Origin of the sequence: Vibrio hangzhouensis, from assembly GCF_900107935.1 — a bacterium.
Lineage (GTDB): Bacteria > Pseudomonadota > Gammaproteobacteria > Enterobacterales > Vibrionaceae > Vibrio > Vibrio hangzhouensis.
On the sequence record NZ_FNVG01000034.1, the window covers coordinates 1 to 24,460 of the forward strand.

Here is a 24,460-nt window from a genome sequence, read left to right on the forward strand (position 1 = left end):
GAACCACAGAACCACAGAACCACAGAACCACAGAACCACAGAACCACAGAACCAGAGACGCATTTGTTCAGGACCAGGTACAAAAGATGTTTGAGCAGTATCCGAAATAAGAGCGGTTAAAGAGCGGTACTATGGCCCTGTGGCCCTATGGGGTTTGATGAATTATACTTTGCATTAAATTATTGATTAATAATGCTTTATTTGTTTCTGTGAACCACAGAACCACAGAACCATAGAACCACAGAACCATAGAACCATAGAACCATAGAACCATAGAACCATAGAACCATAGAACCATAGAACCATAGTCCCTAGAACCCAGTCCCCAGTACCTAAAACCCTACTTCTTCTGCATCTCCTTCCACCACTCCTCATCAGCCACAATTTGCCCATGCTCATCAAGGGGTGGGTAGGGTAGTTTTTTCTTCTGAGCGACTTTGGCCAGTACCGGGTGGCCGCGTTCAAACAGGATGCGGTGGATAGTGTCTTCAGGAAGCGCACTGGAATCGCGATCGTACATACCCGCTAGTTGGCGCTGTCGCTGTGCTTCGAACAGGATTAAAGCACTGGCAACGGACACATTGAGGGACTGCACCATGCCAACCATAGGGATGATGATGTCCTGATCGGCTTGTGTCAGCGCATCCTGAGTGATGCCGTGCTTTTCACCGCCGAGAATAATGGCGGTCGGTTTGGTGTAGTCAATTTCGCGGAAATCAACGGCATTATCAGACAGGTTGGTAGCAAGTACTTGCATACCTTGTGACTTAAGAACAGCAACCGCATCAGCCACTGTATCGTGGGTCTCAACTTCAACCCAGTTACGAGCCCCGGCTGAGGTGTGGCTCAGAGTACGCATTTTTTCATCAGGCCAGACTGCATGAACCTTATGTACCCCTGCCGCATCGGCGGTGCGAATGACGGCAGAGACATTATTTGGCTTGTGAACTTGTTCCAGTAGCAAAGTAAGGTCGGGTTGGCGTGCCTTAAGCACTTGCTGAATACGATTGTAGCGTTCTAAATTCATGAGGATGTTCCAAATAAAACGGGCTCGATATCTATCGAACCCGTGTTAAATCAAGCGTTAGCTCTAGTTTTTACGACGTTGGACGCGCAGGGCATGTGGCATCACGCGAATGCGCTTCATAATGCCCGCTAAATGGACACGATCTTTGGTCGTCAGCAGAACCGTCACGGTATACAGGCGACCATCACGTTCTTCAGTCGAGATACCGTGGATGTTCGAGCCCGTTTTGGCGATGACATTGGTCAGTTCTGCCAGTGCACCCTGATGATTCTGCAGATCCACTTTCAACTCGGCAGTGAATTCCTGATCGTAATCGTCACTCCATTCCACCGCCATGTACTTATCCGGCTCTTTCTGATGACCGCGTACGTTCGGACAGGTTTCACGGTGAACCACCAGGCCGCGTCCCGGAGAGACGTGGGCAATGATATGGTCGTCCGGGATCGGATGACAGCAGTTGGCAAAGGTCAATAGAATGCCTTCGGCGCCGCGAATTGGCAGGCGCTTACCGGATGAAGGTACAGAACTGGTTTGCGTCAGTTCATCGGTATCACCTAGCAGACGACGGGCAATCACTATGCTCATCAACTCACCTAAACCAATGGCCGCCAGCAGATCATCGACGCTTTTCAGTTTGAGATCCGCCAGTACTTCGTTGACGTTCTCTGGGTAGATAGAATCGATAGAGTGGCGACCCAGAGCATGATTGAGCAGACGACGACCCAGTACCACAGACTCTTCACGGCGCATGGTTTTCAGTACCTGACGGATCTTGGTGCGGGCACGAGACGTCACCACGTAGTTTAGCCATGCGGCATTAGGTCTGGCACCTGGGGCACTGATGATCTCCACTGTTTGGCCGTTTTTCAGTGCCTTGCTCAGTGGATAAGGGTTGCGGTCAACGCGCGCGCCAACGCAGGTGTTACCCACATCGGTATGCACGGCGTAAGCAAAGTCTACCGCTGTGGCGCCGAGCGGCAGCTCAACAATGCGACCTTTTGGTGTGAACACGTAAATCTCGTCTGGGAACAGATCCGATTTTACGTTTTCAATAAATTCAAACGAGTTGCCCGCGCTTTGCTGCAGTTCCAGCAGGCTTTGCATCCAGCGTTGCGCTTTAATTTGCGCTGTTGTGCCAGTACGGTCCCCATTGCCTTTGTAGGCCCAGTGCGCAGCGACACCCTTGTCCGCCATTTGATCCATATCTTCAGTACGGATCTGCACTTCGACAGGGACGCCGTGCGGGCCAACCATCGAGGTGTGAAGGGACTGGTAGCCGTTCGCTTTTGGCACTGCAATGTAGTCTTTCATGCGGCCCGGACGCGGTTTAAACAGGCTGTGAACCTGACCTAGCACGCGATAACAGGTGTCAGCCGTATCCACAATCACGCGGAAGGCGTAAATATCCATAATGGTATGGAAACGCTGTTCTTTGGTTTTCATCTTGTTGTAGATGGAGAACAGGTTCTTTTCACGCCCCAGCACACGAACATTCAGGCCGACGTCTTCAAGTCGTCCCTCAATTTCGCTATGGATACGTTGGATCATCTCTTTACGATTACCGCGAGCCGATTTGACCACTTCTTTAAGAACGCGATAACGATTGGGATACAGGGCTTCAAAACCCAGCTCTTCCAGCTCGGTTTTGATGTTGTGAATACCCAGACGATGCGCCAGAGGGGCATAGATTTCCAGGGTTTCACGAGCAATACGACGCTTTTTGTCCGGGCGAAGTGCCCCGAGCGTGCGCATGTTGTGGGTACGGTCACTCAGCTTAATCAGAATCACGCGAATGTCCTGCACCATGGCCAGAACCATCTTACGGAAGTTCTCTGCCTGGGCTTCTTTGCGATCGCGGAATTTCAGCTTATCGAGTTTCGATACGCCATCGACGAGTTCCGCCACTGCCGTACCAAATTGTTCTTCTAGCTCTTCTTTAGTGACTTCCGTATCTTCAATGACATCATGCAACAGTGCTGCTTGCAGCGTTTCAATATCCAGACGCATTTCTGCCAGGATTCGCGCTACCGCAACAGGGTGAATAATGTATGGTTCACCGCTAGAGCGGGTCTGCCCTTCATGGGCATCTCTTGCTACCACATAAGATTGACGCAGAGCCTCAATTTGAGGCTCTGTTAGGTATTCTTGGGCAACGTCTTTAAGGCTATCGAATAGGTACAAATTATAGGCCCGAAAGTCGATGGAACTCTGATTAAATGGTCGAATTAACGGTTGTGAGCGATGCTGCTTACTGCCGCTAGTTCAGCAGCTTCTTGCTCTTGCTGCTCTTGACGCTCACGTGCGTCTAGTACTTCTTTCGTGATCAAGCCTTCTTCGATTTCGCGCAGAGCGATAACCGTTGGCTTATCATTTTCTTCTGGCACTAGTGCATCTTTACCACCGATTTGCATCTGACGTGCGCGGCGAGCCGAAATAAGAACTAGGTCGAAGCGGTTGCCAACTTTTTCAACAGCGTCTTGAACAGTTACGCGTGCCATAAGAACTCCAATAGTTAACTAAATTTTTGATGACGAGAAAGTATACAGGCTATTACGTTTAGATTCTAGATCACAAATGATCCGATTAGCTACTGTTACTTAGGTTTTAATTGTGTGCCACAGTCGAAGCGACACATTCGTCATCCCTTGAAAAAGGAGATCTCTCACCGCAAATAACTCACACAATTTGAGCGCAAGACTCGCTGACAAAGATCCTCACTTTCGTGAGGATGACGGTTTATTTTGGTTTTTTAGTGTGCGCTACATTCGAAGTAGCACACTCGTCATCCCCTTGAAAAAGGGGATCTCGTGCGGCAAGTGACTCATGTAATTTGAGCGCAACACTTGCGGACAAAAGATCCTCACTCTGCTGAGGATGACGATTTGTTTTTTGATTTTGACGTTTTGCTAGAGAGTCAATTACTCCGCCAGCAACGCGTCCAGCATGCCTTTGTACTTCACGGCTTGCTTATCTTGCTTCAAACGCTCAGCACGCAAAATAGCTTTAAAATCAACAAGTGCGCCATCAAAGTCATCGTTGACGATCACATAGTCGTACTCGTCGTAGTGTGACATTTCTGATTTTGCTTCGCTCATGCGTTTAGCGATCACTTCGTCGCTGTCCTGACCACGAACATTCAAGCGGCGTTCTAGCTCACTGTTCGAAGGTGGCAGGATAAAGACGCTTTTCGCTTCAGGCATTTGTTCACGGATCTGGCGCGCACCCTGCCAGTCAATATCCAGGAACACATCAATGCCTTTTTCTAGCGTTTCTTCAATCCACAGGCGAGAAGTGCCGTAGTAATTACCAAACACCTCTGCGTATTCCAGGAACGCCCCTTGCTCAATCAAAGACTCAAACTCTGATTTTTCGACAAAGTGATAGTGCACACCATCTTCTTCACCCGGACGCATGCTGCGCGTCGTGTGGGAGACTGAAACCTTCATTGCATAGGTTGGGTTCTTCTCCAACATCGCTGCAATTAAGCTAGATTTACCAGCACCGCTCGGCGCCGATACGATATAAAGTGTGCCTTTACCAATCATTTGTCAGTGTCCACATTATTGGGTTGAAGGGGAAACCATCTTGGGCTGATAGTTTCTAGATTATACGTAACACTCGCCGAATTGCTGAAAATTCGGCCAGAAAAATGGAGGCGAAGAGTATCATGTTTGAGGGCGGGTCGACAAGTGATGAACACGCCTCGCTTTCTACTGACTAAAGGTTGGATGCCGAGGGACGAACGCGGGTGCAATTACGGCTTATTTGTTTGATTTTGAGCAAACGTTTGCTTGATTTTCAACGTTTTGTTTTTTAACAGATAAAAACAATAGAGAAAAGCATTGATTTCTGGCGCGGTCTGATTAGAATTCGCGCCAATATTTTTATCGCGCATACGTTTGCGTCCTCCATTTTTAAACACTATAGGTCTTACTGTGAGTGCAGAATTAGCTGGTCAGCGCCAGGCAGGTTCCTCTTTTATCGAATCCACCTTTAAGGTGACAGAACGACAATCCACCATCGGCACCGAAGTGTACGCCGGTTTCATTACTTTCCTTGCGATGAGTTACATTCTGGCGGTGAATCCGGCAATCCTGGGGGATATCCCTGGTATGGATCGTGGTGCTGTCTTCACGGCGACGGCATTGGCAGCCGCTTTTGCCACCTTGGTGATGGGGATTTTCGGTAACTACCCGGTGATGCTGGCACCAGGCATGAGCATGAACGGATTTTTCAAAGGTATGTTGCTGAGTGGCTCTGTTGCCTTGGTTTGGCATGAAGCGCTGCTGGGTATCTTTTTCTCCGGCATCATTTATCTGATCTTGTCGATGACCAAAATCCGTCGCGCGATGATTGAGTCGATACCGGAAGATCTCAAGCTGGCCATTACGGTCTCTCTGGGGCTGTTTATCGCGTTTCTAGGATTGAAGAACGCTGGAATCATCGTCTCTAATCCGATCATCCTGGTCAGCATGGGCGACATCTCTGACCCGAAAGTGATCATCGCCTACATCAGTATCTTTATCGCACTGGGCTGTATGGTCCGTGACATCAAACTGGCGACCTTCATCTCTTTTGTGTCTGCCATCGTACTAACGATCCTTGCCGACACCTTCTTAGGTACCTCAAATGCCCCGATCCCGGAGCAACTGGTCGCCATGCCGCCGAGTATGGCAGGTAGCTTTGGCGCTATCTTTGACTTCTCCGGGCTAACCACGGAAAAGCTGTTTGATCTGCTGTTTATTATGATCATTTTCCTAATTGTCGATTTCTTTGATGGCCTGAGCACCATTGTGGGCGTCGGTCGTGATGCGGGCATCATCGACAAAGACGGTAAGGTACCGAATGCGCGTTCGGCGTTGGTGGCAGATGCGGGCGGTACGGTCATGGGCTCCTTGCTTGGTACCACGTCAGTCACGGCGTTTTCTGAGTCTGGTATCGCGTCATCACAGGGTGCAAAAACCGGACTGGCTGCCGTGGTGGTTGCGGGTCTTTTCCTGCTGTCACTGTTCCTGTACCCACTGTTTTCACTATTCTCAGCCGCCATGGTGGCTCCGGCAATGGTCGTGGTCGGTATCTACATGATTGGCCGTTTAGGTGAGATCAAATGGGAGCAGAAAGAATCCCGCATTGCCGCGTTCTTTACCATCATGTTTACCGTGCTGAGCTTTTCGCCAGCCAATGGTATGGCAATGGGCTTTATTAGCTACGCGTTCAGCATGGTCGTGGCTGGCAAGGGTAAACAGGTACACCCAGTAATTTTTGTGTTGTCTGGGTTGTTTATGACGTATTTGGTGTTGCTGTAGATACTTTATCGGCGGGCATCCAAGCCCGCTGTACATCTTTTACTGCTTGAAAAGTTTAGCTTTCCATTAATAGGGCCCTTTTATCTTTTGCCCAGAAGAACTTCAGGAGAAAGAGTAGGGAGACAGATCTGGGTTAAGAAAGCAGGGAAGAGCCTGCTTTCTAGATATTGAGGGCAGTTATCGTGAGTCTAAATAGTAGAGTTCACGCTGGTTTCAGAGCAGTTAGTTGGAATACAGTTTTTGGAGATTCGAAACATCGCGTTGTTCTACTGACTCACATATTTTAATGTTGTGCTCAATATCAGCGTCATCGTTTAGGTTGCTTACTAGTTTTCCTATATCTGAAAAGGAGGTAAAGGACTTAGTTTTGATACCAAGTGCTTTGCGAAATCCAAAGTCATTTTCAGAGTTCTCTAGCGTATATACCATACCGCGACCTCTTTTTAAGAATAGGCGAGCGGTACTTGCTCCTCCCCGTCTTTGTAAAACCATATGTGAACATGATAATATCAGAGACGTGTAGGCAATGGGAGAAAGAGCGGTAACGTAAGAAACATCAATAGTTTGTCTCTTAATATGACGTAAATATGTGATGTAGAGGTCAAACATAACTCGTTCTTTTCGACGCTTTTTATTCCACAAAATTAGGAATTTATATCGTTCGGCATTTTCTGCCTTTACAAATCCATTAACAACTTCTCTAAGTTCAGAATAGCTAAGAGCGTGTTGCTTAGTTCCGAGTAAGACTTTTGCTTCTCGCTCATAATGTTGGTCTGAGCAATTGAATGCGCTTTCTAGGGACTTGGATGCATTGTAAGGTAGAGTGTCAAAAATAACACTAGCGTTAATAAAATTTACTTTCTTTCGGTTTAGAGTCCTTTGCAGGGTCGATTCAAAAGTACTTCGGTCAGCAATGAAATTGTTTATTCGATTCAAACAGACTATATCGTCCTCAACAATATGCAGCTTTTTATAGGGAACAAGTTTCCCAAACTTAGAGTGACATTGATTCCAACGATCGACTTCATCATCAGTAATAAAAATGTAGCTTTTTCTCGCCATTCCTTCATCGAACTCGATGATCTTTCTCGCGTAAGGAGAGTTAAATCGATTCAAGGACATAAAGGTAATGGTTTGAGCTAACTTTATCTCCTCGAGAGTAACATCGTCGAACTCGTAATAGTCTACGTTGTCAATTTTTAGCAGTTCTGAAAGTGGTTGTCCTTGTATTGGAAAGACGATAACGGCTAAGTTGCTGGGCAGTATTCCACATTTATGGATGAGAGCATCTAGGTTCAGGAAGCAGAACTTATCTGCACTAGAAATAACAAAAATATGCTTGTTTTCTAATCGCACAGTATTTCCTTGATAATCTTTGAAGCGGTTCCACAGATCGTTGAGTGTTCTTGGTCGGTAAGTGAATAGAACATCGGCAATCGAACAAGGCACTCACTATGACTTGTTGTATAAGTATCTTTGCCATTAAAACGTCCAAATCTTTTTCCTGCAGGTGCACTATGAAGCGGGACATAATGAAAAGGAGTCAAGACACCTGCAAGTTTCATCTTCTGTATGAATTTTGTGCGTATGTCGAGGCTTTCGAACTTCAAGTAATACATATGCCCGTTGTGGACACATTCTTCTGGGCACTTTGGCGTTTCTATAGGAAGCTTTGTTTTCAGAGAGTTGAAATAATTGTCGTATGAAGCCCAGTCTGATAGTCGCTTTTTATTTATCTTGCTTGCATTCTCAAGTTGAGACCAGAGGTAAGCGGCTTGGATCTCACTAGGTAACATGCTGCTGCCTTTCTCAACCCACGAATATTTGTCGACCATGCCTCGAAAGAACTTACTTCTGTTTGTTCCTTTTTCACGGTGAACTTCTGCTTGCTCGATAAATTTCTCTTCATTTAAAAGTAAGACACCACCTTCACCGCCAGAAGTGTAGTTTTTAGTTTCGTGAAAGCTAAATGTGCCGATGTGACCTATTGTGCCAAGGAACTTTCCTCTATACGTCGACATCATACCTTGCGCAGCATCTTCGATTACGTACAGATTGTGTTTGGAAGCGATGGACATAATAGTATCCATCTCACAAGCTACCCCCGCGTAGTGCACTGGCACAATTGCTTTGGTCTTTTCTGTAATCGCGTCCTCAATAAGTGTTTCGTCAATGTTCATAGTATCTGGGCGGATATCAACAAACACGATTTTGGCTCCATGGAGGACAAATGCATTAGCCGTACTTACAAATGTATAGCTCGGCATTATAACTTCATCACCTGGCCTAATATCAATCAACAGAGCGGCTAGCTCCAAAGCGTGAGTGCAAGAGGGGGTAAGCAATGCCTTTTTAGTCAATAACTTATCAACAAACCATTGTTCGCATCGTTTGGTGAAAGGACCATCGCCACAAAGAACGTTGCTCTCTATAGCTTGCTGAATGTACTTAACTTCATTACCAGTGACGGCGGGTTTGTTGAAAGGGATCATGTTTAACTTTTAAAAAGTAGCTGGTTCACGTTGCTATAATTTTATCATGCTGTTTGTGTTATTGTCAGGAAATTCGTTTTGCAACTAATTTTCGTTGCTACTTGTCCAAGCCGATGCTGATGACTTTGTGTGAAGTGCTCTATCATTCTAAGGTTAAACCGTACTAATTTGTCGTAGGTAAGCAAATCGAGTTACTCTTTTAGCTAAGTTTTAGTTCACAGAATAAAAACCACGCTTTTGACGGTAGAAGGAAGAAACAATTGATAAGTGATAAGAGTTGGGATTCTGATTTTTTTAATAAGAAAATTAAGGAATTAGACCCTTTAGAGTTGCAAGGAACTACATTGAAGGAAGCCGAGCAAGTTATCGACAACTGTGAAGCTGGCTCGTTGATTCAGTGTAAAGTTGACTCAAATGTGTTTAATGCCATTGAGCTCTTAAGTAAGTTGGGTTTTGAATTGGTTGAAGGAGCCATTACTTATTCAGGGGAATGCAACAACAGCAGAACAGATCCTTTATCGTACGCTTCTGAAGCTCAAGCTGAAGAGCTTAAAGCGTTAGCGTCCGTGGTCTACCAAGATTATTCGAGATATCGACAACCATGGTTTAGTCATCAACAAAATGCAGATTTCTATGCAGAGTGGATTTCGAAGGCGATAGAAGGGACATTCGATGAGGCGTGTATCACCGATACTTCACAACAAAATGAGGTGAGAGGATTCGTGACCGTGCGCACTTCAGGAGAACATGGAATAATTGGTTTGTTAGCTGTGCACCCAAAGCATCAAAAAAAGGGTATAGCGAAAATGCTTATGGAGCAGGCCAAAGCCTACTTCCATAATAAAGGTTGTCTTCATTTCTCGGTAGATACGCAACTCAGCAACTTACCAGCAATCAAGTTTTACGCCTCATGCGGTTGTAAACCAAGTAACATTGCATACTGGTACTACAAAGCTAAATAACGACCAACAGAGTATGAGCTTTATAGTCTCGGTAGAATAAGAGCTCTGTTGGTTACTTTTGCTTATTACTCAATATTCTGAATCTGCTCACGCATCTGTTCAATCAACACCTTGAGCTCAACCCCTGAAGCGGTGATGTCAGTGCTAATAGACTTAGAAGCTAGCGTGTTCGACTCACGGTTAAACTCCTGCATCATGAAATCCAGTCGGCGACCTACAGAGCCGCCTTTCTTCAAGATGCTGGTTGTTTCTTTAACGTGAGAATCTAAGCGGTCCAGTTCTTCAGCTACATCGGATTTTTGCGCCAGTAGGATAAGCTCCTGCTCGACACGGGAGGCATCCAGTTCAATTTTGGCATCTTCAAACTTGCCCAGTAGGCGTTCACGTTGCCATTCCAGGATTTCTGGCATACGAGCGCGAACCTTGACTACTTCTTGAGTGATGGTCTCGAGACGCGCTACGATCAGCGCTTTCATGTTTTCACCCTCGCGACCACGAGCTTCAATAAACTCACCCAATGTTTCTTCAAAGCCTTCTAATAGTGCTTTGTTGATGGTGTCCATGTCTTGTTCCGGGGTTTCCATCACACCTGGCCACTGCATCACCTGAAATGGGTTGATGCGACTCTCTTCACCGGTAAGTGACATGACTTGATTGGCTGCGCCAATGACTTGCTTTGCCAGTGTCTCATTGATGTTGAGCTCGCCTTTCGCCGCAGGGTTGGCTTCAAAACGCAGATGGCACTCGACTTTGCCGCGCGCCAGACGCTTGCGGAAACGATCACGAAGTACAGGCTCCAGACCACGGAACTGCTCAGGAAGACGGAAGTAAGTTTCGAGGTAACGTTGGTTCACTGAGCGAATTTCCCATACTGCGCTGCCCCAGTCACCTTTGACTTCTTTGCGCGCGTACGCGGTCATGCTGTAGATCATGAATGAATTTCCTTGGATTAGATAAAGTTTGCAAACTGTGTTCATGTTAGCACATTTAAAAAAAGAATGGCTCTAGGGTAAAGAGCGGTTCTAGGAGAAAGAGCGGTTAAAGAGCGGAACTATGGCCCTGTGGTCCTGTGGGGAGTGATGAATTACAATTTGAATTAAATTGTTGATTAATAGTGTTTTATTTGTTTTTGTGAACCATAGAACAAAGAGACGCATTTGTTCAGGATTAGGTACACAAGGTGTTTGAGCAATATCCGAAATAAGAGCGGTTAAAGAGCGGAACTATGGCCCTGTGGCCCTATGGGGAGTGACGAATTACAATTTGAACTAAATTGTTGACTAATAATGTTTTATTTGTTTTTGTGAACCACAGAACAAAGAGACGCATTTGTTCAGGATTAGGTACACAAGGTGTTTGAGCAGTATCCGAAATAAGACCGGTTAAAGAGCGGAACTATGGCCCTGTGGCCCTATGGGGAGTGACGAATTATACTTTGCACTAAATTTTTGACTAATAATGTTTTATTTGTTTTTGTGAACCACAGAACCACAGAACCACAGAACCACAGAACCACAGAACCACAGAACCACAGAACCACAGAACCACAGAACCTAGACCCTTTCCCTCATCTCCGCTATAATCTCCGCCCAATCCAATCCGCTTCCCCAACAAAGGTAATGTCCATGCGTCCAAATGATCGCGCAGCAGACCAAGTGCGCCCAATAAAAATTACTCGCAACTATACCGCTTATGCAGAAGGTTCTGTGTTAGTCGAGTTCGGCAATACCAAAGTGTTGTGTAACGCAACCGTAGAAGAAAACGTACCGCGCTGGCTAAAAGGTCAGGGTAAAGGTTGGGTGACGGCGGAATACGGCATGTTGCCTCGTTCAACCCACTCTAGAATGCGTCGTGAAGCTGCAAGTGGTAAGCAAGGCGGTCGTACGATGGAGATTCAGCGCCTGATTGCCCGTAGTCTGCGTGCGGTGGTGGATCTGGAGGCCATGGGTGAAGTCATGGTGACAGTAGACTGTGACGTGATTCAGGCTGATGGTGGAACGCGCACTGCGTCGATTTCCGGTGCCAGTGTGGCTATGGCAGATGCATTTGCTCACCTGGTAGCAAAAGGCACACTGAAAGCGAACCCGATGAAAGGCCATGTAGCGGCCGTGTCTGTGGGTCTGCTTGGCGAAGACGTGTTGTGTGACCTTGAGTATACAGAAGATTCCGCAGCCGACACGGATATGAATGTAGTGATGACGGAAGATGGCCGCATGATCGAAGTTCAGGGCACTGCTGAAGGCGAACCGTTTACTCACGATGAACTGATGGCTCTGCTGGCGTCAGCGAAGAAAGGCATTACCGAGATCGTGGCAGCGCAGAAGCTGGCTTTAGAAGATTAATCGATAGCTCCCGTAAGGGGGCTATTTTTTTGTGCGCAGAGCGCGCGTTGAATTACCTTTATTTATATTAAGATAACCGTCATCCCCTTTTTCAAGGGGATGACGAATGAAAGTAAAGAGAGACATAAAATGAAAGCATACCAGCGTGAATTTATCGAATTTGCACTAGAGAAAGAAGTTCTAAAATTTGGCGAATTTACCCTAAAATCTGGTCGTAAAAGCCCTTATTTCTTTAACGCTGGGCTTTTCAATACTGGTCGTGACCTAGCGCGCCTTGGTCGCTTTTACGCAGCGGCACTGGCTGACTCTGGTATCGAGTACGATGTACTTTTTGGCCCGGCGTACAAGGGTATCCCAATCGCAACGACAACAGCGGTAGCTTTGGCTGACCATTATGATGTTGACACCCCATATTGCTTCAACCGTAAAGAAGCCAAAGACCACGGTGAGGGTGGCAGCCTTGTAGGTAGTCCACTGGTCGGTCGTATTATGCTGGTGGATGATGTGATCACGGCGGGTACGGCGATTCGAGAGTCGATGGAAATCATTCAGGAAAACGGTGCCGATCTTGCAGGTGTACTCGTGGCTATCGACCGTCAGGAAAAAGGCAAAGGTGAGTTGTCAGCGATTCAGGAAGTTGAACGTGACTTTGGCTGTGCCGTGATTTCAATTGTGAGCCTGACTGACCTTATCACCTTCCTGGAAGAGAAGGGTGACAATGCGGAGCACCTAGAGGCGGTGAAAGCGTATCGTGCACAGTACGGCATCTAAGACGTCAACAAGATAAAACGTCAACGAAAAAAAGGGGTCAGTATGGCGACATACTGACCCTTTTTTAATTACTGTCCCGGAGTCTTTTTGCAGAGTATGGCCATACGGTCATTGCTTTCTGCCACCGCGTTCTCGCTACAGTCGTACTTGTCTCTGAATAACGCAAACTCGTGATGTCGGTCTTTGAATGAAATGATGTAAAACTCATCAACGCCTTTTAGCTGCTCATCTGACTCAAACACCTTCGCCTGTCCATTGCTGTAGTATTGCCCTGAGTAGGAGCGGGGGTACATGTAAAAGGTGCGAACATTAGGATCGATGGTTTCAAATATTGACTTATCACTGTTGTCAGATACCTTGCCCGTTGCTAATAGGTAGGTTGCCGCAATCAGTGCTACCGGCACAATAAGTGAAGCTATAGCAAGCCAGATGGTGTCTTTTTTCTTCCAGAATAGGGCTAACAAGATGCCTATCGCCGGTGTACCCGGAAGAACGTAAGTCGGTAAGATATTGCTCGAAGCCGTGAACAAAATTAGTGGCGACAGTGCCCACCAAATGGCAAAGCTTGTGAAGCCATGGTTTTGTTTCGCTTGCTCCAGACCAAACTTTACACGTACTAGCATTAGCACAGGCAGAATCAAAGACCAGGGCAAGACCGCCAGCAACCAGAAGAACCAGATCTTACCTTTTGGCTCTTGATGACCAGAACCATACAGGTCACCAGTCCAACCAGGTTCAACGAAGCGCTTGTAGTGCTCACCGACAATAAAGTAATCAATAAAGCCGGGTGTCGCACGCTCGGCCATGATGTACCAGGGCAGGGCAATAGCAAGCATCAATAGGGTGCCTTTAATCAGCGGGAAACGACGCCATAGTTCGACAAACGCGCCGATGATACCATGCTGAATGACCATCCATGGGAACACCGCGAGACCAAACAACACAATGGCGACCGGGCCTTTTGCGAGTAGACCAATAGCCAGGCCGGCAAACCCAACATAGCCCCACAGCGTTTCACCTCGCCAGCATTGGTAGAAACCTATCATGGCTAATGTGAGACCAACAGTAAGAGCCATATCTGTCATGACAGCACCAGCTGAAATGGAGAACACCAGTGTGGTCGACAGCACTAAAGCGGCAACAAGCGGGTTGTAGCCATTCTTCTTGGCAAACCAGGCAGAAGCGCAAACAACCAATACGCCGGCTATCCAGTGAGGGAAGCGCAAAGTAAACTCGGACAGGCCGAACAGCTCAACGCTGGCCGCACTCATCCAGGTAAATAGCGGCGGCTTACCCCAAAATGGTATACCGTAGTCAAACAGCGGCGTCAGCCAGTTGCCTGTCTCCACCATCATTCGCGCCATTTCTCCATAACGGGACTCGGTCGTATCCATCAATGGATAAAGTCCAAGAGAAAGAAGGCGGATGAGCAACGCACCAATCAGCAAGGTCCAAAGCGTTCGCTCTTTGTTAATCATTTTTGTTAGCTCCAACTAGTCGCCAAATGTTTGGCAAGATATTCGCCATAGGCTTGAGCAGAGTGATGGCTATATCATTCTGCCCAAGAAAAACTCACGAAGTCTCACACATTATTCAAGTGTAGGTCAATAAACTGGCATTCAATCTATTGTTAAGGTTTGTGATTTTTAAGGAAATCGGCGGGGTCAAACCACTTTTTTCTTTTGCAGCGCCTGTTCGATCAGGGGCGGAACAAACTGGCTGACATCACCGCCATGAATCGCGACTTCTCTCACCAGTGTCGAGGAGATAAACGCATGCTCTTCCGCTGGCGTAAGAAAAACACTCTCCAGGCCTGGCAGCAAACGGCGATACATATTGGTCAGGCCAAATTCATATTCAAAGTCGACGGTGGTTCTCAGTCCTCGAATCAAGACATTGGCTTGTTCTTCTTTGGCAAAATTAACCAAAAGGCCTGAAAACCCTTTTGCGGTGACGTTATCCAGATGCTGAGTGACGGCTTTGGCAAATTCAACGCGCTCATCTAACGTAAACATAGTGTTCTTGCTAGGACTGGCCGCAATGGCAATGATCACTTCGTCAAACATCGTAGACGCTCGTTCAATGAGATCGAGGTGTCCATTGGTAATCGGGTCAAAGGTCCCAGGGTAGATCACACGAGATAGTCGCTTTTGAGTCACTGTATTTGCTCTGGTTTAAAATTTTACTCAGTGTAACACTTTATAGACACGAACAAACAGGCACGCAAGAGTTATCATTAATCCCATGAGTTGTTATTATCCCCAAGTGGCTAAGTGAACACAAAAAAGAGAAGCATAAATGAAAAACATACTGGTGGTTCGAAACGACAAAATTGGCGATTTCATGTTGGCATGGCCCAGCTTTGCTATGCTCAAAGCCTCGATGCCTGAGTGCCGAATCACTGCACTTGTACCAAGCTATACGGTGGCGTTGGCCAGAGCTTGTCCGTGGATTGACGAAGTGATTGTCGACTGTGGTAAAGATGCCGGCAAACATACTCAGAAAACGTTGATTAATACGCTGAAAGGCGCGAAGTTCGACGCGTCGATCAATTTGTTTTCGACCACCTACAATGCACTCTTGGTTTGGAAGGCCAACATCCCCTATCGCTTAGCGCCAGCCACCAAATTTGCACAGGTTTTCTATAACAAACGCATCAAACAAAAACGCTCACAAAGCGCCAAGCCAGAGTATGAGTACAACCTTGATCTTATTCGAGCCTTCTTAAACGACCAGTCGATAGAGATTGTCGAGCCGCGCACACCATATTTCTCTTTTTCTCTGGATGCGCTCGCTAAGCAGAAAGAGAAGTTAGCATTGCAGCTCGGTCTCAATAAAGCGCAGCCTTGGGTTTACGTTCATGCTGGCAGCGGTGGCTCGGCGAACAATCTTTCTCTTGAACAATATACTGATCTTATTGCAGGGCTCGAGGCGAACGCCGAAGTGGTGCTCACTGCAGGGCCGGGGGAAGAGGAAAAAGCCAGAGAGCTTCAGGCGCTACTTGCCAGCAAGCACGTCTCCAGTGTGGTTTATGATAAAAACGACGGGCTGGTGGATTTCTCTTGCTCTCTGGCTTGCGCCAGCTTATTCATTGCAGGCTCCACCGGGCCGTTGCACATTGCTGCCGCATTAGATGTACCAACGGTTGGCTTCTTTCCCGCTAAGCGCTCGGCAACGCCGCTGCGCTGGAGACCTCTGAACTCAGAAGGGCGTCACCTTGCCTTTTGCCCACCGCAAGCTGAGGATAAAGCGAGCCAGGATAATATGACCCGCATTGATATCAATGACGTGTTGGCAGAACTTACTCCTTGGGCGACTCAGTACTTGTCCTGACCCAAAGGTCGGCGTATTTGACAAAGGTGGAGTGCGCCGACAATAGAGACAGCAGAAAGCCCTGTTTACCATCGAGAAAACCGGCTTTGACAATGTACATCTTCACGAAGCAGGCGACGGCATGGAGAATTCCCTGAGAGATGCTGGAGCGCTTACCGCGTTTCTCCCGTTGCTCGGCCCACGCTTTGGCATACCCCGCCGATTTCACCAAATAATGATGGATGTCGTCATAGGTATAATGGATAAGATCACCTTTTAGTGTCTCAATCTGCATAGCGCTGTTCGTTTGCACTTTTTCATGAACCAGAGACTCGTCATATTGAGTCAGTTTAGTCGGATATAGGCGCAGAACCTTGTCAGGGTACCAGCCACAATGCTTGATAAAGCGGCCAAATACCCAACTTAAACGAGCAAACTGGTAGATAGTATCCGCTCGGTTTTTTTCCGTGGCCTCCAGAATGCTTGCTTTGAGCTCCGGCGTTACTCGCTCATCGGCATCAAGCCAGAACACAAAGTCTGAGGTGACGTGGCTTTGTGCCAATCGTCTTTGAGGGCCAAACCCCGGCCACTCGGTATTAACGTGAAACTTGGCACCAAACTCTGCTGCGATTTGGGGAGTGTCATCGGTACTACCAGAGTCCATAATGACGATTTCATCGACCCAACCTTGAACGGTCTCGAGACACGCACGCAGGTGCTTGGTTTCATTTTTTACAATCAGTGCGACAGCAAGTGTTGGTTTGGTCACTGTGATGGTCCTTGGTTGGTATCCCCGCTTATTATCGGGAGACAATGTAATTCGTAAATTCTCGTCATTCTTACTTTTTCCGACGTCCTCATATACTAAAGACGTTCTCACTTTTCTCGTCATCCTCACGAAAGTGAGGATCTCCTACAGCGAGTGACTCCTTCAATAACGGCGCTGTACTCAAAGCGCATTAAACGCCACAGCGTGCTTCATGCGATCCCCTTATTCAAGAAATGCCGGTACTAGACTAATCCAGCCCCTCCGCCTCGACAACCCGATCGAACATGTCAATCACAGCATCTGGCGTAATTCGCAGCATCGCCTTTTTATCCTTAACCCGAGCCCGCCAACTCAGCTCATTACTCGGTTTCCCCGTTTCCGCCAAAATCGACTCTTCATAAACAGACACCACATAGTCCTGGTAATTATAGGGCCCGGTGCGCTTCGGGTTATGGTGAGCATACAGGCCAATGACTGGGGTGCCCATCGCGTTTGCCATATGAGTCGGACCCGTGTCCGGTGCAATCACCAAATCGGCGCGATCAAGCAGTGCCAGCATTTGCAGCAAACTGCTTTGTCCAATGATGTTGGTCAGCGAGTGTGGGCTAAGTTCTTCGATTTGCTGGCCCAATTCAACTTCAATTTGAGCCGGGCTCCCCGCTAAAATGATGTTCCAGCCTGCTTTTGCAGCATGGTCGATAACGTCGGCATACCCTTGAGCATGCCAGTTTTTATAGCCTTTACTCGCAGCAGGCACGATAACAAGCGTGCGCCCTTCTATCCATTGGTTAGCTAGCCATTGATTAGCCCACTCGCGGTCTTCCGCAGTATAGGCAAGTTTCCATTTTGGCGTGGTAGTAGGAACGCCCAGCGTCTCGGTAAACGCCATCAATCCATCAAGCACGTGCATTTTAGCCGGCGAGGGCACTTTTATATTGGTAAACAGTCCCTGAAAGTCCTGAGCGCGCTCGCCATCAAAGCCGAGTTTATGTTTTGCTTTAATTCCCAGAGTGGCAATGCTGGCACGAAATGCGTATTGCATATGCAGCAGAGCATCAAAATGGCGTCCTTTCAATTGCTGCCAGAGGTTTTTATAGCCTTGCCAGCCCGCTTTCTTATCAAAAACAATAATCTCGATGCCATCTATGCTTTCAAGTAATTTTGCTTCCAGTTTACCAGTGATCCAGGTGATACGGGTTGTCGGCCAGTGTGCCTGAATCGCCTGTACAGCGGCAATCGTGTTACAGACATCGCCGATGGCAGAGAGCCGTAATATGCAGATGGATTGAGGAGCAGTATTGAAAAGTGGCATAAAAACACATGACTAGGAACAGATGTAAAGATTATGCAGGGGGGCGGAATGAATGTAAAATCAGAAGGATGAAAAAATGGTTCTAGGCCCTTGGTCCTAGCTCCTCGAAGTAGGGCGTGAGATTGAAAACGGTTAAAAACAACAATACAACCTATTGGTATGATGAAAAGCTGCTTAATGAACAGGTAGAGAAAGTATTTGACCCCGAGTTCTGGCAGCAACAAGATCGAGTTATTGGTAGTGCTCAAGGTCGCGGTACAACCTGGTTTGTAAAAACCCAAACGGTAGATGCGGCTCTGCGTCATTATCGTCGCGGCGGTCTATTTGGCAAGCTCGTCAAAGACCAATACTGGTTTTCAGACTGGGAAAAGACCCGAAGCTATCAGGAGTTTGCTCTTTTGAACACGCTGATTGAAGCCGGGGTTAATGTACCAAGACCGATCGCGGCTCGAGCGGTAAAAACAGGGCTTTACTATCGCGCAGACCTTTTCAGTGAAAAGATCGCTAACGCCCGTGATTTAGTGGCTATTTTGCAAGAAGAATCATTACCAGCAGAAATGTACCAAAAAATCGGCCAAGAGATCCGTAAGATGCATAATGCACAGGTGAATCATACCGATCTGAATATCCACAATATTCTAATTGATGACCAGGATAAGGTGTGGATCATCGACTTTGATAAGTGCCACCAACAAGAAGGTGACGACTGGAAGCAAGCGAACTTGGATAGACTCAAGCGCTCGTTTGACAAAGAGGTGGTCAGAGCGGGTATTCGTGTGGCTGAACAAGACATTGCAATACTGCTTTCGGCAGCGGCTTAGCTTTGATAGGAAGCTAAGCCACGGTGAATGAGGTCTATTCTAATGGCTTGTTAACCTTGCCAAGTACTACCGGAAGGCAGAGTATCAAAGACAGGAAGTAAATCTGTGAATAGACAGCGTAGTCCGCAAAGTTACTATAAAAACTATTAAATAGAATGTAAGCCAATATCGTGGTGACAAACATAAAACTGCAGTGCTTAAAATGGTGGTTGCAGGCTTTAGCGGCTTGATAGCCAAACACGACGAGCATAACCATCAGACTAGTATAAATTAGCGAAAACAGAAGCCCACTCTTGAACAGCTGGTCCAAATAACTGTTATGAAGATCAGTATGTCCCCAGTAGCGCCCACCATAGGTGAGAGTCTCACGCTCTTCGACAGGCAGTGAGCTTAAAGCCTGCTCAAACGCTTGTTGCGGTTTATCCAGCCCTCCACCAAATAACAGGTATTGCAGATCATTTGATGCATTGAGTTTGGATAGACTCCAAGCCGTTTTTATCATAGTCACTCGAGCCTGAATCGACTCTCCTTTAATGGACTCAGGAGAAAAGCCTCGTTCAACAATGGTGGTTTGGAATGTGTCCGTCTGAAACACCGCTATCGTAATTAGAAATACGACAGCAATGTACTTCCAATTACTCTTAATGATAATGGTAGAGAAGCCAAGAAATAGGATACCAATGGCAACAATCCCACCTTTGCTACCTGACAAAATAGCCGCCACTACTGACAGAGTAATAAAGGATAAAGCGTAAATGGTTTTCGTTATATTTTTAGAGTAAAAAACATAAATGACAGCCGCCGTTATACCCGTGGTAAGTACAATTGGCCAGCGGCTATAACCGATACGTCCCCAAAGTCGAACGGTCTGCTCGCTGAAAAAGTCGTAAACAAAGGCAAACAAATACAGGTCGATAAAGATACAGGCGACAATGCTAATAATGAACGCCGCGAGAGACCACCAGATTGCTTTGGCGTTCTTTGTAGCAGTGAAGATCAAACAAATGGGTAACAGTAGGTAGATATACTTTTGAATGTAGACTAGAGGGTCTGCCGCAACGCCTTTTGAAAACATGGAGAATATAAGACCCAAGACAAAAACAGCAACAGACGATTTCAGGATGATAGTTTGCGACTGGCGCAACTGAATATCACTTTTAAAATAGAGAGCAAACGCCGTTAGCACGTAAGGGTATAAAAAAAGATTCATTCCGGCTTTAGAAGCCGGTATCGATAAGGCCAACCCGATCAGAAAGAAAATGTTGCTTCGCGCTAAGATGTCGTAAGACTTTGTCACAGTGTTGTCTCTCACTTGATGAATATGTCAGTCCGCAATGGTTAACCGTGCTCGCGGCGATTAGGCTTATAGGTTCAAAGCCGTTAACGTCCGTTCGATGGCCCCTTTGTTAGCCTGAACAAAGCTTTTTGCCGTTTCCCCAATTTGGTCTCTGTGTTGTGGATCGTTCAGTAGCGCCAGAATGACGGTCGAGGCGGTTACCGTGTCGGGTATGATATCGCATGCCCCAAGCTGATGTAACTGCTCAGTAATGTCTTTGAAATTAAAATAACTCGGTCCAGTTACCATTGGGAGACCAAGCGCAGCAGGCTCCAAAAGATTGTGTCCACCTACTTTATTGCCCAGTAGACTACCTCCCATAAAGCAAACGTCTGATGCGGACAGCAGAGTCATCATTTCGCCCATGGTATCGCCCAAAAAGACCTCAGTCTCTGGGGTGACAGGCTGATTCTCGGTTCGTCTGGTTACCGTGAAACCGTGCTTCTTGATGGCATCAAGCACGCTTTGAAAACGCTCTGGGTGTCTGGGTACCAGAATCATCAGCGCCTCAGGCAACAGTTCCAGGATTTTTCTGTGGACGGCGAGCAATTGCTCGTCTTCTCCTTCATGGGTGCTTGAAGCGATCCAGACCGGGCGATCTGCCATCTGTTGTCGCAGCTTTTTACCCGCTTCAATATCTTGTTCATTTACGGAAATATCAAACTTAAGCGAGCCCGTGACACTAACTTTTTCTGGCTTGACACCGAGGCGAATAAATCGCTCAGCGTCATCCTGGTGTTGACAAAGAATGGTCGAAATACGGTGAGACAGCAGGTCGAAAACGGGCTGCACCTTAGCATAGCGTTGACAAGAACGCTCAGAAAGCCGGGCGTTAAGTATGGTAATCGGGATGCCGTTTTTTGCTACCCAATGCAGAGTGTTTGGCCAAAGCTCAGTTTCTACAATCAGAAGCTGACTTGGATGAATCGCCTTTAGGAATCCTTTCACAGCAAAGCCAAAATCGAGTGGCATATAACGATGCTCGATTATGTCCCCTAACTTACTGGCTTGCTGTGCGCCTGTCGGTGTTGTTGTGGTCAATACAATAACCATGTTGGGGTGAGCTTTTTTTAGTTTTTTTATCAGCGGAGATACTGCAATGACTTCACCGACAGAGACAGCATGAATCCATATAGGCTGAGAGCGAGCGTTTGAGAGAGCAGGCGTAAAACCAAAATGTTCTTTCCAGCGCTCACCAATACTCGGCTTACCCTTTTTCTTTTTGAACAAACCATATAGAAAAAAAGGGCTGACGACGATGAGCAATAATGTATAGATTTGGCGCAGCATTGCTCTACCTATGTTCTTGTAAGTTGTATTTTTCAGGCGTTAATTGCAGGAACGCTTCCACTTGGTCGGCGTAGTTCACCTTGTACGAGTACTTAATGCTGTCGTGAGAGGCAAGTAAGTTGATCATAATGATATAAACGCAGAACAATGGTGCGATCTTACTCATTAACTGGGGCTTCTCGCTGCCCCACTTCTGCACCGCGAATAACATTGGAATAAGCGCAATTGGGTAGACCAGAATCAAATGCCAATAAGAAAACGTAATCGGAGACAAGGCCGCACTGACCAGCACCCCAATTACAGCACCAAAAGCATACAGTTTAAGCCATAACGTCTTGTCAGAAAGGACTTCTGTGGATGTTGAGCGTTTGATTTTGCTTTTGATTTGTTGCCACCAATCCCAGCTTGCTTTTACTGAAACCAGCACACTGAGTCCACCAACAATGAAAATCAGGCCTTTCCAGCTGTATAACGCGGTCATTCTCAGCCACTCGATACTGGTAAGCCAGTCAAACTCACTGTAAGCAATCACCTTGTTGGAAAACAGCAGAGAGGCGTAGCGGAACCAATATAGCAGTGCTTTGAGTACAGGGTAGACGTGAACAAGCCCGTAGCCAATGTAGCGATCGCTTTCACGGCTGAGCTGCTCATTAACCATGTACTCGAGTAGATACGGAATCAACGACAGTCCAAGCGCCAACAAAGCGGCCATAACTCCCAGCCACGAGACTTTTCCCATGCCTCGATAAAGCAGATAAAGAGAAAGGACAGCCAGCACAGGCCATGAGTAATGAAGCTGCATTGCCAAGCCGATAGACAGGATGTGCAGGAAGGTATACAGGAACGTATTGCCACCTTCGCGCATTTTAAATGCACTCCAAAGATGCAAAGCAGCAAAAAAGCATAAATAAGATGGGTTGTAGAGCAGACTGTCATACAGCAGCCATGGATTTAACCAGTACAGTGCTAACAGCGCCAAACGCATTGGATTATTGAAAACTTGCTTAATCACCGAGTCTAAAAGAAACAGTGATAAAATGCGCAGCGCAAATAACAAAACCACTGGGGCCCAGGGTGAGTCCCAGATCAGTAAAGGCCCGGCCACCAACCAGGTCGTTAGTGAGCCTGGTACGCTACCGACAGCACTGGCGGCATTACCAAAGTTAGTCCAGATGCCGGAGTAAGCCGCCAAGTAACCTTTGTGCAGCATTTGTGTCTGATCGCCCGCAATGATCTGATTGCTGGCGTAAACGAACGCAAAGACCAAACCAACCAAAAAGCCCGTAAAATAAAGGGCTGAAAAATGCTTTTCTAGGAATGCTTTTGATAACATGAGTTCACTCTAGAGATTATTTGTTAATGGCAGCATCGTTTGGCTCCGAAAAGGTCCAAACTTTATGAACGAGATAGGTAATGACGGGCAATATCACCACCACAATCAATACTCGAATATAACTGTTAACATCACTGAATAGCTCACTAATGCCTTGTGCTGCCATCAGTGAGGCAAATTGAACAGCGAAAAACCGAACGGCATTCCCCCAGTTGACCTTGTGCTTAAATACAATAAGCGTCTGGGCAAAGTAAGAAAAAAAGAACGCAATAGTAAAACCACACACATTGGCGTAGAGCACATTGTCTTGAATAAAGCGCAGAAACAGAAAAGCAACAGCAATGTGAATTGCCGTTGCCATGCCACCTGTCAAAATGAATCTTACTATCCGATATTGTAGTAATCGGTTAAGGAGATCAGTCATTTTGCTTCTCTTCGGGGGCGTCTTGGTACTTGTCACTCTCAACAATATAGCTAGGGCGACGCTTTGACTCCATGTAGAGTCGGCCCACATATTCACCGAGCACGCCAATGCCTATTAACTGCACACCACCTAAAAATAGGATGACGGTAATCAAAGAGGCATAACCAGGAGAGTCGATGCCAAAGATCAGCGTTTTAATGACCGTGATGCTCAGATACAAAAAGGCAAACGCCGAAATGACACTGCCAATATAGAGCCAAATACGCAGCGGCGCAGTGCTAAAACTGGTGATGCCGTCTAACGCAAAGTTCCACAGCTTCCAGCCATTAAAACTGGTCTCTCCGGCTTCGCGCGATTCTCGTTTGTATTCGACAACCGAGGTTTTGAAACCCACCCAGGAAAAGATCCCTTTCATGAAGCGCTGGTTTTCGGGTAGCAACTGAATTGCCTTGAGTACTCGTCGGTTGATCAAGCGAAAATCGCCAACATTTTCTGGGATCTCCACGTGTGCTACTGCGTTATGAAACTTATAAAACAGCTCGGCAGAGAGTTTTTTCGCCCATGAATCGGTGCTGCGATCGACTCGTTTAGCCACCACAACGTCAAAGCCTTTATTCCATTCGCGTAGAAAATCATGAATCAGTTCAGGAGGATCTTGCAAGTCGGCATCGATTGGAATGATGACTTCTCCGCGAGCCAAATCCAGTCCTGCGGTCAGTGCAGCCTCTTTACCAAAATTACGAGACAGGTTTACGGTCCGAACGTGATGATCCTGTTCTCTTAAAGAGTCCATCACACTCAGGGTGTCGTCTTTGCTGCCATCATTAATTAAAATGACTTCGTAGCTGTACCCGGTTTCTTGCAGGACCGATGAAATTCGTTCCATGAAAATAGTCAGTACGGCCTGTTCGTTATAACAAGGACATACTATAGAAATAATGGGCGCGGAGTTTGACATAAGTA

Annotated in this window: 22 protein-coding genes; 6 read left to right on the forward strand and 16 right to left on the reverse strand. The window is 46.8% G+C overall.

Going from position 1 to position 24,460, the window contains the following annotated elements:
• Positions 1-340 precede the first annotated feature (340 nt).
• From trmH to gmk, 4 genes are all read right to left on the reverse strand, one after another.
• Positions 341-1,027, reverse strand: coding sequence for a tRNA (guanosine(18)-2'-O)-methyltransferase TrmH (gene trmH, locus C4S60_RS21215; protein WP_103882300.1), 687 nt, complete (start codon positions 1,025-1,027; stop codon positions 341-343).
• A gap of 63 nt (positions 1,028-1,090) precedes the next feature.
• The gene (spoT, locus tag C4S60_RS21220; RefSeq protein WP_103882301.1) at positions 1,091-3,208 is read right to left on the reverse strand and encodes a bifunctional GTP diphosphokinase/guanosine-3',5'-bis pyrophosphate 3'-pyrophosphohydrolase; all 2,118 of its coding nucleotides are present in this window, start codon (positions 3,206-3,208) and stop codon (positions 1,091-1,093) included.
• A gap of 44 nt (positions 3,209-3,252) precedes the next feature.
• A complete protein-coding gene (gene rpoZ, locus C4S60_RS21225; protein ID WP_006071268.1) occupies positions 3,253-3,525 on the reverse strand; it encodes a DNA-directed RNA polymerase subunit omega in 273 nt (90 codons plus the stop codon).
• Positions 3,526-3,945: 420 nt separating this feature from the next.
• Positions 3,946-4,569 (reverse strand): guanylate kinase, encoded by a 624-nt coding sequence (gmk, locus tag C4S60_RS21230; RefSeq protein ID WP_103882334.1) that lies wholly within the window; start codon positions 4,567-4,569, stop codon positions 3,946-3,948.
• A gap of 393 nt (positions 4,570-4,962) precedes the next feature.
• Here gmk and C4S60_RS21235 point away from each other — a divergent pair, with 393 nt between their 5' ends.
• Positions 4,963-6,333, forward strand: a complete 1,371-nt coding sequence (locus C4S60_RS21235) for an NCS2 family permease (RefSeq protein WP_103882302.1) — start codon at positions 4,963-4,965, stop codon at positions 6,331-6,333.
• 222 nt (positions 6,334-6,555) lie between these two features.
• Here the strand turns inward: C4S60_RS21235 and C4S60_RS21240 are convergent, their stop codons facing one another.
• Positions 6,556-7,689, reverse strand: coding sequence for a hypothetical protein (locus C4S60_RS21240; protein ID WP_103882303.1), 1,134 nt, complete (start codon positions 7,687-7,689; stop codon positions 6,556-6,558).
• Positions 7,680-8,825 (reverse strand): dTDP-4-amino-4,6-dideoxygalactose transaminase, encoded by a 1,146-nt coding sequence (gene rffA, locus C4S60_RS21245; protein WP_103882304.1) that lies wholly within the window; start codon positions 8,823-8,825, stop codon positions 7,680-7,682. Before rffA ends, C4S60_RS21240 begins: the two co-directional genes overlap by 10 nt.
• Positions 8,826-9,085: 260 nt before the next feature.
• Between rffA and C4S60_RS21250 the strand changes: the two genes are divergently transcribed.
• The gene (locus C4S60_RS21250; RefSeq protein WP_103882305.1) at positions 9,086-9,787 is read left to right on the forward strand and encodes a GNAT family N-acetyltransferase; all 702 of its coding nucleotides are present in this window, start codon (positions 9,086-9,088) and stop codon (positions 9,785-9,787) included.
• A 65-nt stretch (positions 9,788-9,852) separates the two neighbouring features.
• On the opposite strand, the gene C4S60_RS21255 is transcribed toward C4S60_RS21250, so the two are convergent.
• The gene (locus tag C4S60_RS21255) at positions 9,853-10,719 is read right to left on the reverse strand and encodes a YicC/YloC family endoribonuclease (RefSeq protein WP_103882306.1); all 867 of its coding nucleotides are present in this window, start codon (positions 10,717-10,719) and stop codon (positions 9,853-9,855) included.
• Between the two features lie 693 nt (positions 10,720-11,412).
• On the opposite strand from C4S60_RS21255, the gene rph reads away from it, so the two are divergent.
• A complete protein-coding gene (gene rph, locus C4S60_RS21260) occupies positions 11,413-12,129 on the forward strand; it encodes a ribonuclease PH (protein ID WP_103882335.1) in 717 nt (238 codons plus the stop codon).
• Positions 12,130-12,258: 129 nt separating this feature from the next.
• Entirely contained in the window at positions 12,259-12,900 is a 642-nt protein-coding gene (gene pyrE / locus C4S60_RS21265; RefSeq protein WP_103882307.1) for an orotate phosphoribosyltransferase, read from the forward strand.
• A 68-nt stretch (positions 12,901-12,968) separates the two neighbouring features.
• Here the strand turns inward: pyrE and C4S60_RS21270 are convergent, their stop codons facing one another.
• Both C4S60_RS21270 and coaD read right to left on the reverse strand, forming a co-directional pair.
• Entirely contained in the window at positions 12,969-14,375 is a 1,407-nt protein-coding gene (locus C4S60_RS21270; protein WP_244183167.1) for an ArnT family glycosyltransferase, read from the reverse strand.
• 189 nt (positions 14,376-14,564) lie between these two features.
• Positions 14,565-15,059 carry a pantetheine-phosphate adenylyltransferase gene (coaD, locus tag C4S60_RS21275; protein WP_103882309.1) on the reverse strand — a complete coding sequence of 165 codons (495 nt, stop codon included), beginning with the start codon at positions 15,057-15,059 and terminating at the stop codon, positions 14,565-14,567.
• 139 nt (positions 15,060-15,198) lie between these two features.
• On the opposite strand from coaD, the gene C4S60_RS21280 reads away from it, so the two are divergent.
• Positions 15,199-16,233: a glycosyltransferase family 9 protein gene (locus C4S60_RS21280; RefSeq protein WP_103882310.1), complete on the forward strand. Its 1,035-nt coding sequence runs from the start codon at positions 15,199-15,201 to the stop codon at positions 16,231-16,233.
• Here the strand turns inward: C4S60_RS21280 and C4S60_RS21285 are convergent.
• Both C4S60_RS21285 and C4S60_RS21290 read right to left on the reverse strand, forming a co-directional pair.
• Entirely contained in the window at positions 16,202-16,987 is a 786-nt protein-coding gene (locus C4S60_RS21285; protein WP_244183168.1) for a glycosyltransferase family 2 protein, read from the reverse strand. The two genes, C4S60_RS21280 and C4S60_RS21285, sit on opposite strands and share 32 nt — an antisense overlap.
• 241 nt (positions 16,988-17,228) lie before the next feature.
• The gene (locus C4S60_RS21290; RefSeq protein ID WP_103882312.1) at positions 17,229-18,293 is read right to left on the reverse strand and encodes a glycosyltransferase family 9 protein; all 1,065 of its coding nucleotides are present in this window, start codon (positions 18,291-18,293) and stop codon (positions 17,229-17,231) included.
• A 122-nt stretch (positions 18,294-18,415) separates the two neighbouring features.
• Between C4S60_RS21290 and C4S60_RS21295 the strand changes: the two genes are divergently transcribed.
• A complete protein-coding gene (locus tag C4S60_RS21295; RefSeq protein WP_103882313.1) occupies positions 18,416-19,114 on the forward strand; it encodes a 3-deoxy-D-manno-octulosonic acid kinase in 699 nt (232 codons plus the stop codon).
• Between the two features lie 34 nt (positions 19,115-19,148).
• On the opposite strand, the gene C4S60_RS21300 is transcribed toward C4S60_RS21295, so the two are convergent.
• The 5 genes from C4S60_RS21300 to C4S60_RS21320 form a co-directional block, all read right to left on the reverse strand.
• Positions 19,149-20,411: an O-antigen ligase family protein gene (locus tag C4S60_RS21300; protein ID WP_103882314.1), complete on the reverse strand. Its 1,263-nt coding sequence runs from the start codon at positions 20,409-20,411 to the stop codon at positions 19,149-19,151.
• 66 nt (positions 20,412-20,477) lie between these two features.
• Positions 20,478-21,740 carry a lipid IV(A) 3-deoxy-D-manno-octulosonic acid transferase gene (gene waaA / locus C4S60_RS21305; RefSeq protein WP_103882315.1) on the reverse strand — a complete coding sequence of 421 codons (1,263 nt, stop codon included), beginning with the start codon at positions 21,738-21,740 and terminating at the stop codon, positions 20,478-20,480.
• 4 nt (positions 21,741-21,744) lie between these two features.
• Positions 21,745-23,073 (reverse strand): 3-deoxy-D-manno-octulosonic acid transferase, encoded by a 1,329-nt coding sequence (locus tag C4S60_RS21310; RefSeq protein WP_103882316.1) that lies wholly within the window; start codon positions 23,071-23,073, stop codon positions 21,745-21,747.
• Positions 23,074-23,089: 16 nt separating this feature from the next.
• Entirely contained in the window at positions 23,090-23,497 is a 408-nt protein-coding gene (locus C4S60_RS21315; protein ID WP_103882317.1) for a GtrA family protein, read from the reverse strand.
• Complete coding sequence (locus tag C4S60_RS21320; protein WP_103882318.1) at positions 23,490-24,455, reverse strand: glycosyltransferase family 2 protein; 966 nt, start codon at positions 24,453-24,455, stop codon at positions 23,490-23,492. Before C4S60_RS21320 ends, C4S60_RS21315 begins: the two co-directional genes overlap by 8 nt.
• Between the last annotated feature and the right edge of the window lie 5 nt (positions 24,456-24,460).

Excerpts from the sequence above, each read along its gene's own strand:
- trmH (WP_103882300.1), bottom strand. The coding sequence starts at position 1,027 with ATGAATTTAGAACGCTACAATCGTATTCAGCAAGTGCTTAAGGCACGC.
- rpoZ (WP_006071268.1), bottom strand. The coding sequence starts at position 3,525 with ATGGCACGCGTAACTGTTCAAGACGCTGTTGAAAAAGTTGGCAACCGC.
- rffA (WP_103882304.1), bottom strand. The coding sequence starts at position 8,825 with ATGATCCCTTTCAACAAACCCGCCGTCACTGGTAATGAAGTTAAGTAC.
- C4S60_RS21255 (WP_103882306.1), bottom strand. The coding sequence starts at position 10,719 with ATGATCTACAGCATGACCGCGTACGCGCGCAAAGAAGTCAAAGGTGAC.
- rph (WP_103882335.1), top strand. The coding sequence starts at position 11,413 with ATGCGTCCAAATGATCGCGCAGCAGACCAAGTGCGCCCAATAAAAATT.
- pyrE (WP_103882307.1), top strand. The coding sequence starts at position 12,259 with ATGAAAGCATACCAGCGTGAATTTATCGAATTTGCACTAGAGAAAGAA.
- C4S60_RS21280 (WP_103882310.1), top strand. The coding sequence starts at position 15,199 with ATGAAAAACATACTGGTGGTTCGAAACGACAAAATTGGCGATTTCATG.
- C4S60_RS21290 (WP_103882312.1), bottom strand. The coding sequence starts at position 18,293 with ATGCCACTTTTCAATACTGCTCCTCAATCCATCTGCATATTACGGCTC.
- waaA (WP_103882315.1), bottom strand. The coding sequence starts at position 21,740 with ATGCTGCGCCAAATCTATACATTATTGCTCATCGTCGTCAGCCCTTTT.
- C4S60_RS21310 (WP_103882316.1), bottom strand. The coding sequence starts at position 23,073 with ATGTTATCAAAAGCATTCCTAGAAAAGCATTTTTCAGCCCTTTATTTT.
- C4S60_RS21315 (WP_103882317.1), bottom strand. The coding sequence starts at position 23,497 with ATGACTGATCTCCTTAACCGATTACTACAATATCGGATAGTAAGATTC.
- C4S60_RS21320 (WP_103882318.1), bottom strand. The coding sequence starts at position 24,455 with ATGTCAAACTCCGCGCCCATTATTTCTATAGTATGTCCTTGTTATAAC.